Origin of the sequence: Bacteroides difficilis, assembly GCF_048319815.1 — a bacterium.
GTDB classification, from domain to species: domain Bacteria; phylum Bacteroidota; class Bacteroidia; order Bacteroidales; family Bacteroidaceae; genus Bacteroides; species Bacteroides zhangwenhongii.
In genome coordinates this window covers 3,373,024-3,387,500 of the sequence record NZ_CP182814.1, presented here as the reverse complement: position 1 = coordinate 3,387,500, position 14,477 = coordinate 3,373,024, and the positions used below count along the sequence as shown (strand labels likewise).

Here is a 14,477-nt window from a genome sequence, read left to right as displayed (position 1 = left end):
CATCATTTAAATGGCGAAAAGACAAATAGCAGGCGGAGCACGCAGTGCTGTCACTCCATGATAAGGAGCATGAAAATGTGTATGCGGCAAGCGTCCGAGCAGCAAACACAATAGAAAAGAAACAAAAAGGGGAAGGGCAAAAACAACAGTCGCACTATCCGTTATCAGATGAGACAGGATATGGATATGCAACAATTCGACTGTTGAATGTTGATGCGCCGTCCCTTGCTTAAACGGGTGCGAATGGACAATTGTCACGCCATTAACCACATGAACGTGGGTAAAGAATGTAATACTTGCCAAATACGATATAAAAAGTATCGGCAAGAAATAGCGTGTTATATTTAAGACCAATCGTTTCACCTCATTTTCACTTTGGGACGGCAAAGATACAAACTATTTATTTCACAATCAATGATTAGACAAAATACTGTTAATATACCGCCGAAGCTATGATTTGTATAAACAGAATCAAAAATACCATAGCAATCGGATAAACAGTCGCGTAAGCTACGCTAGGTATGTTGCTGTCCACCATTGAATCGGCAGCAGCAAGTCCCGGAGTACTCGTCATGCCTCCCGTTATCGTTCCCAGCAAATCGAGCAGACTGATTTTAAATACCAGACGTCCGACAATGGCGGCAACAAGCATCGGCACCAATGTGATGGCTGCACCTACGCCAAACATCAGCAATCCGCTTTCCTGGAAAGTGGCTACCAGATTCTTACCGGCAGAAGTTCCTACTTCGGCAAGAAAAAGAAGCAGACCTAACTGGCGCAGCAATTGATTGGCTGGTCCGGACATAGACCAGATGATGGGGCCCGTCTTACCAATCGCACTCAACACAAGGGCAACCATCAACACTCCACCGGTCAGTCCCGGAGAGAATGACAGACTGTCAGAGAAAGATATATTTATTTTGCCGAACAGCACTCCCAGTACAATACCCATCGCAATGGGGAAGAAATCCGTATCAGACAGTTTCTTCGCATTGTTACCCAGCAGACGGGCTACTCCTTTAAGTCCTTCTTTTTCACCGACAACCATCAATTTATCGCCAAACTTCAAAGCGAGATCGGGAGATGGAGACAAATCAATACCGCTTCGACGGACACGGGTCACTGTACATCCAAAGTTTTTCTGTAAGTTCAAATCACCCAACTGCTTATTTATCATGTCCTTTTTGGTCAATAGTAAAGATTCTATTTCCTGCGTTTTATCCAAAGGCAACTCACCTTCTTCACGCTTGCCAATCAACACGGCAAGCTGGTCCAACGACTCTTCGCTACCTACGGCTTGTATATAATCTCCTTCACGCAGCACCGTATGGGCCGTAGGGATGGATATTTCATCATCATGTTTCAGACGTGAAATGACAGCGCCCGTCATGGCACGCGCATTTATCTGCATCAGAGTACGATTGAACACATGAGAATTGGTAACCCGATAAATGCAAGTAATCAGCTCCGGAAATTGTCCACGACGTTCTATCTCCAAGCGGCGGGCTTCTTTATCCAAATCTACCCGCATAATCTTAGGCAGCAGTTTGACAAACAGAATCACGCCGATCACTCCAAACGGATATGCGATACCGTAAGCGATGGACGCCAAAGGAGAATGGGTACTGTCAATAGCAACCGCCAGACCCGGAGTACTGGTCAGCGCACCGGCAATCAGACCGACAACGCTCGGTGTATCAATATCGAATGCGTACTTCAACCCGACTGCAGTCAAGCAGGCAGAACAAATAATAAGCATAGTAATAAGAATGAGCGTCTTTCCTTTACTACGGAAAGAATCGAAGAATCCGGGCCCCGCTTGAATACCGATGGTGAATATGAAGAGCACCAAACCAAAGTTTCCTAATTCTTTAGGAATAATAACACCATAATGCCCGAAAAGAAGGGCAATGAAAATAACTGCCGACACATCAAGAGATAATCCTCTGATCTTTATTCTTCCCAGCATAAACCCCAACGCGACTATCAGGAAAAGGGAGAAATAAGAGGAATGCAATAAGTCAGTAAACATAAAAATAAAGGTTAGTTAGTTAAGGGCGCGAAGGTACGGATTTTATTTAAGCCATACAATATTCCTTCTCAGAAGAAGCGACTTCCTCACTTTTAATACCTACATATAACTAAAGCTTGGTTATTTTTCATTTCTTTTAGGTATTTTCCATCCTTATAGTTCCCTGTAACTTTGCAACCGAAAATTAAACAATCATTATCTATCAAAATTAACAGAGTATGAAAATCTTGAACTTTTGGATGGTTGCCTTTATGGCACTGTCACTCTCAACAACATTGACGTCTTGCAGCGATGACGACGAAAAGAAAGAAGAAACAGAGATGAAAACATTGACCGTTGACGCTACTGCTTATAATCAATGGGTATATGTAAATCTTAAAGACGGCAAAACCCAAACCGTAACTATGGAAGGAAGTGATGACGAATCTGCAGTTACCATTGACTGGCAGATTGCCATACATCGCTATACGGAAGTAAAAACCAATGGAGGCTCTGTTGTAAAAACAGATATGACGGATATGAGCAAGGTGACTACAATTCCGACAGGCGGATATGTCGCAGATGAAAGTGAACAGAACATACTCGTCAGATTCGCTATGCCGCCAACAGATGATTGCTACGTGAAAAGCCACTGTAATACTGCAATGGTATGGACCGAAGGTTCGGCTATGGCCGGAACATTGGCAACAACCAACAATGTGTTCGTTCTAAAATGTAAAGACGGGACATATGCAAAACTCCAGTTCACCGATTTTGCAAATGCGGATAATGTAAAAGGGCACGTCACGTTTAATTACGAGTATCCTGTTAAATAACCAATCATGAAAAGAATCTTTATGATGTTATTGGGTGTCCTGTCCACGTTGTATACGACAGCGGAGACGGGGCGCCTCTACGAAAACAATGAGGACGATAACGCTATTACGCGGCGTTTCAAAGGAGTTGTATTAGATGAAAACGGCACTCCCCTGCCCGGAGCGTCCATCGTTGTAATAGGCACGACAATCGGTGCCGGCACTAATACACAAGGCGAGTTTACATTAAGTTTAAGAGATAAAGGGTTTCCTATCTTGCGGGCCAGTTTCATCGGTTATACTCCTGTGGAATACAAGATTCAAGACAATGAACACAATAACATTGTCATACGCCTGAAACCGACCCAAAGCTCATTGGAAGAGGTCGTCGTTACAGGTACACGGACAGAAAAACCGCTCAAAGATGTCCCGGTACTAACCAGAGTGATCGGGCAAAAGGAAATCCAGGCTTTAAATCCTATGGATATAGAGACCCTTTTACAGTATGAGCTACCCGGTATACAATTCAATTACAATTCCATGAGTAAATTGCCGGAAATCACTTATCAAGGAATGAGTGGTGAATACTTATTATTCTTGGTTGACGGTGAACGTATAAGTGGTGAAGGCTCGGATCATAACCCCGATTTCAGCCGTTTCAATATAGATGATATTGAACGCATTGAAGTCGTCAAAGGAGCTCAATCCACTCTCTATGCTTCAAATGCTTTGGGTGCTGTGATCAATATCATCACGAAAAGCGCCAACAGACCTTTTACAGGAAATGTAAACGCACGTTACGGCAATAACAGTGGACAAAAATACACTGTTTCAGGTGGAACCAAACAAAATCGTTTTTCTTCTTTTACTACCATATCCCACAGAAGAAGAGATACATACACAATTTCTGATGACAAAGAAACAGAAAGAACAGTCATCAATCCGGACGGTTCAATCACCATCGATAAAAGTGCTAACAGCAGTACCATTCGGGGATATCAGATCTGGGATGCCTCTCAGAAGTTCGGTTATGCTTTTACCGACCAGTTTAGTGCGGAAATAAAAGGAACATATTATCGGAATAAACGCGATAATGCTACGGCTAATGCAAAAACCAATGATATATTTTCAAACTACTCGGTAAATGGTAAATTAAAATATTTGTTTAATGTCAATCACAGGTTGGATCTTTCCTACATCTTCGATAGTTATAGAAAGGATATAGACTATTTTGTAGCAGGATATACCAAAAAGAACTACGATAACTTCGTGCAAACAGCGCGTTTGAACTATACCGGAAATTTCAACGACCAACATACATTTACAGCAGGACTGGAAGCCAATCTTGAATATTTAAAACATTATATGTTCAAAGACAGTACCAATTATAACCAGCAATCATACGTGTTCTATGTGCAAGAAGACTGGAAAATCTCCGAGAAGTTCAATCTGATAGCGGGCATACGGACTGATTACCATTCCAAATACCACTTCCGTATGACTCCTAAACTATCGGTGATGTATCGGCCGGTAGAACTGTTAACCCTGCGTGCCGGCTATGCACAAGGCTACCGGACACCGACTTTAAAAGAACTGTATGAAGAATATGACATGGGAGGTCTGGGGATGTTTACCATTCATGGAGATAAGGATCTGAAAGCAGAGAACAGCCAGCAGTTTTCCCTGTCTGCCGAAATTAACAAAGACATCTTTTATGCCTCCATATCCGGCTATTACAATAAATTCAAGAATAAAATTACATTAGCTTATCTTGATAATATTGAAGACGGGAAAAGTATGCCGGACATGAAATACATGAATTCCGACAATGCTGAAAGTATAAGTATGGAAGCTATTGCACGGGTAAAAATGGATTGCGGACTGATGTTGCAAGGTTCTTACGCATACGTCCATGAGAAAGAAGAATATAAAGGATACAATTTATCCATGACACGGCCTCATAGTTTAACATTCAATGCATCCTTTAACCGTAAATTCGGTAAAGTCAATACTTCCGTTTCACTGAACGGGCAGTGGAGTTCCAAATTACACACATACTCCTATTATTCCGTTGACAATACTATAACTGAATATAATTACTCTCCACGTACTATTTGCACCTTGAACACTAGTACAAGTTTTCCTCGCGGTATCTCTGTGGGACTGGGTATAGACAATTTATTCAATTACAAAGATAAATCTGCCGATTATGGAATCCAGTTACCACAGCAAGGTATCGGCTTCATCGGAACTGTTTCAATTAATCTTGCCGATTTGTTCAGACTATAACGAGAGTTAAACTACATACAAAGCTAAAAATAAGAGAAATGAAAAAGAAAAGTAAAATCATCTTAGGTGTATGCATCGTTGCTGCAGCTCTGATAGGGATGTCCGTATGGAATACCTGGTTCAGTCCTACAAAGATTGCTTTCATCAACTTCCAGACCATACAGCAGGGAAGTATATCGAAAGCCAACGACAATTCATCCATCAAACTCAGTGAAGTATCGCTCGACAACCTCGACCGTCTGACCGGTTACGACATGGTATTCATCAACGGAATGGGTCTGCGTATCGTCGAGGAACAACGTCAACAGATACAACAGGCTGCCGACAAAGGTATTCCTGTATATACTTCCATGGCTACCAACCCGGCCAACAACATTTGTAATCTGGACAGCGTACAACAGAATCTGATACGAGGTTATCTGACCAACGGAGGAAAGACCAACTACCGGAATATGCTAAATTATATCCGTAAAGCTATTGACGGTAAAATCTCTTCCATACCGGAAGTGGAAGACCCGGCAGAAAGACCCAGCGACATGCTCTATCACGCCGGACTCACCAACCCGGATGATGAACTGGAGTTCCTCACCGTGGCAGATTATGAGAAATTCATGAAAGACAACCGTCTTTATAAAGAAGGAGCACGTAAAATCATGATAACCGGACAGATGGCTGATGCCACCGGACTTATTGAGGCTCTTGAAAAAGAAGGTTACAATGTTTATCCGGTTCAGTCAATGACGAAATTCATGTCATTTATTGACGAAGTGCAGCCCGACGCAATCATCAACATGGCACACGGACGCATGGGAGACAAAATGGTGGATTATCTGAAAGCCAAGAATATCCTCTTGTTTGCTCCGCTCACCATCAACAGCCTGGTAGACGAATGGGAGAAAGATCCGATGGGAATGGCAGGAGGATTTATGTCACAAAGTATCGTGACTCCGGAAATCGACGGTGCCATCCGTCCTTTCGCTCTCTTTGCACAATATGAGGATGAAGAAGGATTGCGCCATTCGTATGCAGTACCCGAACGCTTGAAGACTTTCGTATCCACAATCAACAATTATTTGAATCTGAATACTAAGCCGAACAGCGAGAAGAAGGTAGCTATCTACTATTATAAAGGTCCGGGGCAAAATGCATTGACCGCTGCCGGTATGGAGGTGGTTCCTTCCCTATACAATCTTCTGGTCCGCATGAAACAGGAAGGATACAACATATCCGGTCTGCCTGCAAATGCTGAAGAACTGGGTAAAATGATACAGGCTCAAGGCGCTGTGTTCAACTCTTACGCAGAGGGAGCCTTTAATGACTTTATGCAAAAAGGACATCCCGAACTTATCACCAAAGATCAATATGAAAGTTGGGTGAAAGAATCACTCCGCCCTGAAAAATATCAGGAAGTGGTGGATGCTTTCGGCGAATTCCCCGGCAACTATATGGCGACTAACGACGGTAAATTGGGTATTGCCCGTCTGCAATTCGGGAATGTAGTCTTAATGCCACAAAATGCTGCCGGAAGCGGGGACAACTCCTTCCAAGTGATTCATGGCACTAATATGGCTCCTCCTCATACTTATATTGCTTCCTATCTGTGGATGCAACATGGCTTCAAGACTGACGCACTGATCCATTTCGGTACACACGGAAGTCTTGAATTTACTCCCAGAAAACAAGTGGCATTATGCAGCAACGACTGGCCGGATCGCCTGGTTGGAGCAGTTCCGCACTTCTATATCTACTCCATTGGCAATGTTGGTGAAGGGATGATGGCTAAACGCCGTTCGTATGCCACCATACAGTCGTACCTCACTCCTCCTTTCCTTGAAAGCAGTGTGCGTGGTATTTATCGGGAGCTGATGGAAAAAATCAAGATTTACAATAACTCTCACAAAGAGAATAAAGATCAGGAATCATTAGCTGTCAAAACGCTGACTGTGAAAATGGGAATTCACCGTGATTTAGGTTTGGATAGCATTGCCAACAAACCATATACGGAAGATGAAATCGCCCGTGTAGAAAACTTCGCAGAAGAACTGGCTACCGAGAAAATCACCGGACAACTCTACACAATGGGAGTTCCTTATGAAGCGGAACGGATCACTTCTTCCGTCTATGCAATGGCTACAGAACCTATCGCATACAGTCTGCTGGCTCTTGACAAGCAACGTGGTAAAGCGACAGATGCCGTTAGCAAGCACCGCAGCCTCTTTACACAACAGTACTTGACTCCTGCTCGCCATCTGGTAGAAAAGTTGCTCGCTAATCCTGCACTGGCCACAGATGAACTGATTTGTCGTACAGCCGGTATCACCGTACAGGAACTAGCCAAGGCTCGTCAAATAGAGGCAGACCGCAATGCTCCGAAAGGTATGATGGCAATGATGATGGCTGCATCGGCAAAGAGTGAACAATCCGACGAAAAGAAAGCAGGTAAAGGACATCCGGCATCTGTCTCCAAAGAGGGTTCTCCTCATGGTCAAATGCCCGAAAGCATGAAAGAGGCCATGAAGAAAATGGGCGCCAACATGGATCCTGAAAAAGCTATGGAAATGGCTAAGTCTATGGGAGCAAGTCCGGAAGCATTGAAGAAAATGGAAGCCGGAATGAAAGCTAATAAAGAAAAAGCTGCCGGATCTTCTGACAAACAGGGAAACAGCGGAAAGCAAGAAAAGCCTCAAGGTATGGCTGCTATGATGGCCGCTATGGGAAAAGCTCCGAAAGAATACAGTAAAGAAGAAATCGAACTGGCACTTGCCATCGCTGAAGTAGAGCGTACAATCAAGAATGTAGGCAACTACAAAAACGCACTTCTGACAAGTCCCGAAGAAGAGTTAAGCAGTCTGATGAATGCATTGAAAGGTGGATACACCGCTCCTACTCCCGGAGGTGATCCGATTGCTAATCCGAATGCTTTACCAACCGGACGTAATATGTATGCTATCAATGCTGAAGCAACTCCTACAGAATCCGCTTGGGAAAAAGGTATCGCTTTAGCCAAACAAACGATTGATACTTACAAGCAACGTCACAATGATTCAATCCCACGTAAAGTGAGTTATACTCTCTGGTCTTCCGAATTTATAGAAACCGGTGGGGCTACTATTGCTCAAGTACTGTATATGTTGGGAGTAGAACCTGTTCGTGACGCATTCGGTCGTGTCAGTGATCTAAAACTGATTCCTTCAGCCGAACTGGGACGTCCACGTATCGACGTAGTAGTCCAGACTTCCGGACAACTCCGTGATATCGCCGCTTCCCGCCTCTTCCTGATTAACCGTGCAGTAGAAATGGCTGCGGCAGCGAAAGACGACAAGTTTGAAAATCAGGTAGCCGCCAGTGTGGTAGAAGCTGAAAGAGTGTTGACCGAAAAAGGTGTCAGTCCGAAAGATGCCCGCGAAATGGCTTCTTTCCGAGTATTCGGAGGTGCTAATGGCATGTATGGTACAGGAATTCAGGGAATGGTGGAATCCGGCGACCGCTGGGAAAGTGAATCGGAAATTGCAGATACTTACCTCAACAATATGGGAGCCTTCTACGGTGACGAAAAACACTGGGAAGTCTTTCAGAAATTTGCCTTTGAAGCAGCATTGAACAGTACTGATGTTGTCGTTCAGCCCCGCCAAAGCAACACTTGGGGAGCATTGAGCCTCGACCACGTATATGAATTTATGGGAGGTATGAATCTTGCCGTACGCAATGTTACCGGTAAAGACCCGGACGCTTATCTTAGCGACTACCGGAACCGTAACAACATGAAAATGCAGGAACTTAAAGAAGCAGTCGGTGTAGAAAGCCGTACAACAATTCTGAATCCTACCTATATCAAAGAGAAAATGAAAGGCGGTTCTTCTGCTGCAAGCGAGGTTGCCCAGACTGTAACGAATACGTATGGCTGGAATGTGATGAAACCTACTGCTATCGACAAGGAACTTTGGGATAACATATATGATGTATATGTCAAAGACGAATACAAACTGAATGTAAAAGACTTCTTTGAAAAACAAAATCCCGCAGCTTTACAGGAAGTGACTGCCGTGATGATGGAAACTGCCCGCAAAGGATATTGGAAAGCTTCTCCGGAACAACTCTCCAATATTGCCAAGCTGCATACAGACCTTGTCAGACAGTTCGGTCCTTCGGGCAGCGGATTTACCGGAGACAATGCCAAATTACAGCAGTTCATCGCCTCTCAAGTAGATGCGCAAACCGCAGCCAACTACAACAAAGAACTGAAACAAATGAAACAAGCCACCCTGGACGGAGAAGCAACCAAAGGGGGCATGGTATTGAAGAAGCAATCGAGCGATGCCGTACAAGGGGCACAGGAAGAGCAAAACTCTTTGAATGGAGGTCTTATCGCAGGTATTGTTCTGGTAGCATTTGTTGTCATGTTGCTAATACTTAAAAAGAAACGGAAAAAGTAATGTAATATGGAGTTAATCATTCACATATTAATGCTGTTTATCGTGATTAACTGCAGTTTCAAACTCAGTTTCTGGAAACTTTGGCAAACCGTAATATACAGCCTGATTGCCGGTCTTTTTGTGGCCGGCACCTGGCAGTATGCTATTCTCCAGTCAAAGACACAGATTGCCGATTATCTGCAGAACACGGAAGCATTGCAAAACATGGCTATTATCATAACGCTTGAGTCAGCACTCTGCTTCGGCTATTGCGTGGCTTTCCTGCGCGGACTTTATGGTAAGAAGAATTTATGGTGGGCGGAATTACTTCGCTGGTATCCCAGCTTGTTGCTCTTCCCCGTATTATTCTACTATCTCACAGAAGCTATCTTCCGGTTACCTGGCGTAGACTTTTCAGTAACAGCCTGGTCACTTGCAGGGATAGTGGTTATCGCCATCCCATTATTAAGCCGGCTGATGAAGTATCTTGTACCCGAAGACGATCTCCGGTTGGAAGTTCATTTCCTTGTCAGTTTATTCATCTGTATCCTCGGACTACTGACCACTGTCAATGGGAAAACGACCTATGCTGCCACCGAAGAGGCGCTCAACTGGAAAGCTATTATCTTGTCCATCGGTCTGTTCGTTGTCCTGTTTCTTATCGGATTCGCCTGGAACAAGCTGAAATGGCCTTTATTACAACGTAGAGAATTAAAAAAAAGAAGTAAAATCAATCAATAAAAAATATATATGGAACTCATTTCTAAATTATTATTCTGGGTAGCAAACAGTTTACTTATACCCGATATCATTATTTTGCTGTGCCTGTTCGTTCGCTCACTTATTTTGATCGGAGGCACCTACAACATGTACATGACCAAACGTAAAAATGACAAAGCACTGGACCAACTCATTAAAGATGCACGGATAGACGATCTGAAAGCAGCTTTACCCGACAAAGACAATTCACTATATATGGGTTATCTCCGCGATCTGCTCTACCATCCGGCCAGTGCAGATTATTCAGACTTCCTGATAACAAAATTCGAGAATGAAGCAGAGAAAGATGTGTCTCTTTCTAAAATGTTGGCTAAGATAGGTCCGGTTCTCGGATTGATAGGAACATTGATTTCCATGAGTCCGGCACTTGTTGGACTTTCTACAGGAGACATCTCCGGAATGGCATATAATATGCAGGTAGTATTTGCAACGACCGTTGTAGGTCTGGTTATTAGTGCTGTAGGATTGATATCCATGCAGTTCAAGCAACGTTGGTATGCCAAAGATGTCAACAACCTCGATTATGTATCAAGAGTATTAAACGAAACAACCGGAGAACCCAATAATGAAAAGAAATAGAAGAGTCAGCAAATTCCTCAAAGAAGAGGATACCGACCCGCTAAGTGTAGTAGTAAACCTGTTCGACGTGGCAATGGTATTTGCCGTGGCATTGATGGTAGCAATGGTGATGCACATGAATATGACGGAAGTTTTCGGACAGGAAGATTTCACCATCGTGAAGAACCCTGGTAAGGAAAATATGGAAATCATCTCCAAGGAAGGAAAGAAAATCAATACTTACAAGCCTTCCGGTCAGAAAGAGGAGGATTCAGGAAAAAGAGGAAGAAAAGTGGGGATAGCCTACGAACTGGATAACGGTGAGATTATTTATGTTCCGGAATAAAAAAACAAGCCATCGAAATGAGTGACTCATTCCGATGGCCTATCCCCTTTAAACACCTTTAAACAAAATGAAAATATGCCTCATATACTAACTAAACTAACTAACCCTCGAGGCATATTTTAAAAGAGGCTGTCGCATCAACCTCCTTTTATTATAGATAAGCTCCCGCTCTCTAATCTTATTTACGAGCTTCGGCGATATAACCGAGAGCTTCTTCACATTTGGCAGTTACATAAGCCCAGTCTTCTGCTGCCACCTTATCTTTCGGGAACAGTTTAGAGCCCATGCCTACACAGAACACACCGGCTTTGATCCATGCAGTCAGGTTTTCCTTAGTAGGTTCTACCCCACCTGTCACCATCAGCTTAGACCATGGCATCGGAGCCATCAAGCCTTTTACAAAGTTAGTTCCATAAACATCACCCGGGAATACTTTGCAAAGATCGCAACCTACTTCCTGTGCAAAACCAACTTCCGATACAGAACCGCATCCCGGAGTGTAAGCAACCGAACGACGGTTACATACCTTAGCTATTTCAGGGTTGAACAACGGACCTACTACGAAGTTAGCGCCCAGTTGCAAGTACATAGCAGCAGTAGCCGGATCAACGATAGAACCGATACCAATTGCCATTTCAGGACATTCTTTTGCTGCGAACTTAACGATTTCAGCAAATACTTCCTGTGCAAAGTCACCACGGTTTGTGAATTCGAAAGCACGAACACCACCGTCATAACAAGCCTTTACTACTTTCTTTGCAACTTCCACATCTTTGTGGTAGAATACAGGAACCATTCCTGTAGAGCCGATCTTATTTAATACAGCTATTTTATCGAATTTTGCCATTTTAATTTTCTTATTTTAAATGAATGATTTTTCAAACTCTCAACTCTCCATTCTCAACTCTCAACTTATTTACCTCTGTACGCGACCGCTTGCGTCACCACCAGCCAATGCTTCTACTTCTTCTACAGAAACAAGGTTGAAGTCACCATTGATAGTATGTTTCAAAGCAGATGCAGCAACTGCAAATTCAAGGGCAGCACCCTGATTAGGTTTAGTCATCAAACCATGGATAATACCACCGGAGAAAGAGTCACCACCACCTACACGGTCGATGATCGGATCAATATCATAACGTTTTGAAGTATAGAATTCTTCACCGTTGTAGATCATAGCTTTCCAGCCGTTGTGAGTAGCAGAGAAAGATTCGCGCAAAGTAGAAACTACATATTTGAATCCGAATTCTTTCATCATTTGCTGGAAGATACCTTTGTAACCTTCAGCATCTGTGTGACCAGCTTCAACGTCAGCATCCGGTTTGAAGCCCAGACAAAGTTCTGCATCTTCTTCGTTACCGATACATACGTCTACAAACTGCATCAACGGTTTCATGATAGACTGTGCTTTTTCTTTAGTCCACAGTTTCTTGCGGAAATTCAAGTCAACAGAAACAGTTACACCGTGACGTTTTGCAGCTTCACAAGCCAGACGAGTCAACTCGGCAGCCTTGTCAGAAATAGCCGGAGTGATACCAGACCAGTGGAACCAGTCAGCACCTTCCATGATTGCATCAAAGTCGAAATCAGCAGCGTCAGCTTCAGCAATAGCAGAGTGAGCACGGTCATAAATAACCTTGCTAGGACGCATAGAAGCACCTGTTTCCAAGTAGTAGATACCTACACGGTCGCCACCACGAGCAATAAAGTCTGTCTTTACGCCATATTTACGCAATGCGTTAACAGCAGACTGTCCAATTTCGTGTTTCGGTAATTTGGTTACGAAATAAGCGTCATGTCCGTAGTTGGCACAGCTTACTGCAACGTTAGCTTCACCACCACCATATACTACATCAAAAGAATCAGATTGAACAAAACGAGTATTACCCGGAGTTGATAATCTAAGCATGATTTCGCCTAATGTAACGACTTTCTTTCCCATAATCTTATGTTTTAAATTCTAAGTTATTAATATTATGAACTTTCAATTTATCATTTCAGCCCTATTTCTAGGAGTAACACACTGATTATTTGTCTGTTAATCTATTATAAGGTCAACATCACATATCTTTCGTGTGCGGGCACAAAGATACAACAATTTTCGTAATTACAAAAATTGTTATATATTTGTATCGAAAATATTAAGATTATTATTGTGTGCGAGCACAAATACCTATATAAATTAAGGTTATCGTATGAATAAATTGCCCGAAAGGATCAGAATCAAAGACATCGCCCGTTTGGCAGATGTATCGGTGGGAACAGTAGACCGTGTCATTCACGGGCGTAGCGGAGTATCGGAAGCAAGCAAAAAACGTGTAGAAGAAATCTTGAAGCAGCTTGATTACCAACCCAATATGTATGCCAGTGCTCTTGCGTCCAATAAAAAATATACATTTATCTGTCTTTTGCCGGAGCATTTGGAAGGTGACTATTGGACAGCCGTAGAGCTGGGTATCCATGAAGCCATTGCTACTTATTCGGATTTTAATACCTCGGTAAAAATCAACTATTACGATCCATACGACTATCATTCTTTTGTCAACGCCAGCGAAGCGATCCTGGCGCTTCAACCGGACGGGGTCATGATGGCTCCCACTGCCCCTCAGTACACCAAAGGGTTCACCGACCGGTTGCAGGCGTCAGATATACCTTATATATATATAGACTCAAATATCAAGAATGTTCCTCCCCTCGCCTTCTTCGGGCAGAACTCACGTCAAAGCGGATATTTTGCCGCACGGATGATGATGTTGCTGGCACGCGATGAGAAGGAAATCGTTATTTTCCGCAAAATACATGAAGGAATTGTGGGCTCCAACCAACAAGAGAACAGAGAAATCGGTTTTAGACAGTACATGGAAGAACATCATCCGTCTTGTAATATATTGGAGCTCGACTTGCACGCCGAACGCAATGACGAAGACAATGAAATGCTGGATGAATTTTTCCGTTCCCACCCGACTGTTAAGAACGGAATCACTTTCAATTCCAAAGTCTACATCATCGGCGAATACCTGCAAAGTCACGGAAAGAAAGATTTCAACCTGATAGGCTATGACCTTCTGGAGCGGAATGTCGCCTGTCTGAAAGAAGGAAGTGTTTTTTTCCTTATCGCCCAACAACCGGAGCTGCAAGGCGCCAATGGAATTAAAGCCCTTTGCGATCACCTTATTTTCAAAAAAGAAGTGACCTGCATTAACTATATGCCCATTGACCTGCTGACAGTAGAAACAATAGATTATTATCATAACAAATAAAAGAGA

General features: G+C 43.2%; 11 protein-coding genes. 7 read left to right on the top strand and 4 right to left on the bottom strand.

What is annotated here, in order from left to right:
* Positions 1 to 6 precede the first annotated feature (6 nt).
* Together ACNOGP_RS12880 and ACNOGP_RS12875 are read right to left on the bottom strand one after the other, a co-directional pair.
* Positions 7 to 387 (bottom strand): hypothetical protein, encoded by a 381-nt coding sequence (locus ACNOGP_RS12880; protein ID WP_195629539.1) that lies wholly within the window; start codon positions 385 to 387, stop codon positions 7 to 9.
* A 46-nt stretch (positions 388 to 433) separates the two neighbouring features.
* Complete coding sequence (locus ACNOGP_RS12875) at positions 434 to 2,032, bottom strand: aspartate:alanine exchanger family transporter (protein WP_186968195.1); 1,599 nt, start codon at positions 2,030 to 2,032, stop codon at positions 434 to 436.
* Between the two features lie 218 nt (positions 2,033 to 2,250).
* Here ACNOGP_RS12875 and ACNOGP_RS12870 point away from each other — a divergent pair, with 218 nt between their 5' ends.
* From ACNOGP_RS12870 to ACNOGP_RS12845, 6 genes are read left to right on the top strand one after another with little or no spacing between them, the layout of a single operon-like run.
* Positions 2,251 to 2,847, top strand: coding sequence for an HmuY family protein (locus ACNOGP_RS12870; RefSeq protein WP_007752115.1), 597 nt, complete (start codon positions 2,251 to 2,253; stop codon positions 2,845 to 2,847).
* Between the two features lie 6 nt (positions 2,848 to 2,853).
* Positions 2,854 to 5,115, top strand: a complete 2,262-nt coding sequence (locus ACNOGP_RS12865; RefSeq protein ID WP_418212961.1) for a TonB-dependent receptor — start codon at positions 2,854 to 2,856, stop codon at positions 5,113 to 5,115.
* 38 nt (positions 5,116 to 5,153) lie between these two features.
* On the top strand, positions 5,154 to 9,548 hold the full coding sequence (locus ACNOGP_RS12860; protein ID WP_418212960.1) for a cobaltochelatase subunit CobN: 4,395 nt from the start codon (positions 5,154 to 5,156) through the stop codon (positions 9,546 to 9,548).
* Positions 9,549 to 9,554: 6 nt separating this feature from the next.
* Positions 9,555 to 10,268 carry a hypothetical protein gene (locus ACNOGP_RS12855; RefSeq protein ID WP_074560311.1) on the top strand — a complete coding sequence of 238 codons (714 nt, stop codon included), beginning with the start codon at positions 9,555 to 9,557 and terminating at the stop codon, positions 10,266 to 10,268.
* A gap of 9 nt (positions 10,269 to 10,277) precedes the next feature.
* Positions 10,278 to 10,886 (top strand): MotA/TolQ/ExbB proton channel family protein, encoded by a 609-nt coding sequence (locus tag ACNOGP_RS12850; RefSeq protein ID WP_007761763.1) that lies wholly within the window; start codon positions 10,278 to 10,280, stop codon positions 10,884 to 10,886.
* On the top strand, positions 10,873 to 11,211 hold the full coding sequence (locus tag ACNOGP_RS12845; RefSeq protein WP_004300151.1) for a DUF2149 domain-containing protein: 339 nt from the start codon (positions 10,873 to 10,875) through the stop codon (positions 11,209 to 11,211). Before ACNOGP_RS12850 ends, ACNOGP_RS12845 begins: the two co-directional genes overlap by 14 nt.
* Positions 11,212 to 11,389: 178 nt before the next feature.
* Here ACNOGP_RS12845 and ACNOGP_RS12840 read toward each other — a convergent pair whose 3' ends face one another.
* Both ACNOGP_RS12840 and ACNOGP_RS12835 read right to left on the bottom strand, forming a co-directional pair.
* Positions 11,390 to 12,058: a bifunctional 4-hydroxy-2-oxoglutarate aldolase/2-dehydro-3-deoxy-phosphogluconate aldolase gene (locus ACNOGP_RS12840; protein WP_007752093.1), complete on the bottom strand. Its 669-nt coding sequence runs from the start codon at positions 12,056 to 12,058 to the stop codon at positions 11,390 to 11,392.
* A 69-nt stretch (positions 12,059 to 12,127) separates the two neighbouring features.
* Entirely contained in the window at positions 12,128 to 13,153 is a 1,026-nt protein-coding gene (locus tag ACNOGP_RS12835) for a sugar kinase (RefSeq protein WP_007752090.1), read from the bottom strand.
* 253 nt (positions 13,154 to 13,406) lie between these two features.
* On the opposite strand from ACNOGP_RS12835, the gene ACNOGP_RS12830 reads away from it, so the two are divergent.
* On the top strand, positions 13,407 to 14,471 hold the full coding sequence (locus ACNOGP_RS12830; RefSeq protein ID WP_007752082.1) for a LacI family DNA-binding transcriptional regulator: 1,065 nt from the start codon (positions 13,407 to 13,409) through the stop codon (positions 14,469 to 14,471).
* Positions 14,472 to 14,477 lie beyond the last annotated feature (6 nt).

Coding starts and splice junctions, on each gene's coding strand:
- ACNOGP_RS12850 (WP_007761763.1), top strand. CDS start 10,278: ATGGAACTCATTTCTAAATTATTATTCTGGGTAGCAAACAGTTTACTT.
- ACNOGP_RS12830 (WP_007752082.1), top strand. CDS start 13,407: ATGAATAAATTGCCCGAAAGGATCAGAATCAAAGACATCGCCCGTTTG.
- ACNOGP_RS12855 (WP_074560311.1), top strand. CDS start 9,555: ATGGAGTTAATCATTCACATATTAATGCTGTTTATCGTGATTAACTGC.
- ACNOGP_RS12875 (WP_186968195.1), bottom strand. CDS start 2,032: ATGTTTACTGACTTATTGCATTCCTCTTATTTCTCCCTTTTCCTGATA.
- ACNOGP_RS12870 (WP_007752115.1), top strand. CDS start 2,251: ATGAAAATCTTGAACTTTTGGATGGTTGCCTTTATGGCACTGTCACTC.
- ACNOGP_RS12860 (WP_418212960.1), top strand. CDS start 5,154: ATGAAAAAGAAAAGTAAAATCATCTTAGGTGTATGCATCGTTGCTGCA.
- ACNOGP_RS12845 (WP_004300151.1), top strand. CDS start 10,873: ATGAAAAGAAATAGAAGAGTCAGCAAATTCCTCAAAGAAGAGGATACC.
- ACNOGP_RS12865 (WP_418212961.1), top strand. CDS start 2,854: ATGAAAAGAATCTTTATGATGTTATTGGGTGTCCTGTCCACGTTGTAT.
- ACNOGP_RS12835 (WP_007752090.1), bottom strand. CDS start 13,153: ATGGGAAAGAAAGTCGTTACATTAGGCGAAATCATGCTTAGATTATCA.
- ACNOGP_RS12840 (WP_007752093.1), bottom strand. CDS start 12,058: ATGGCAAAATTCGATAAAATAGCTGTATTAAATAAGATCGGCTCTACA.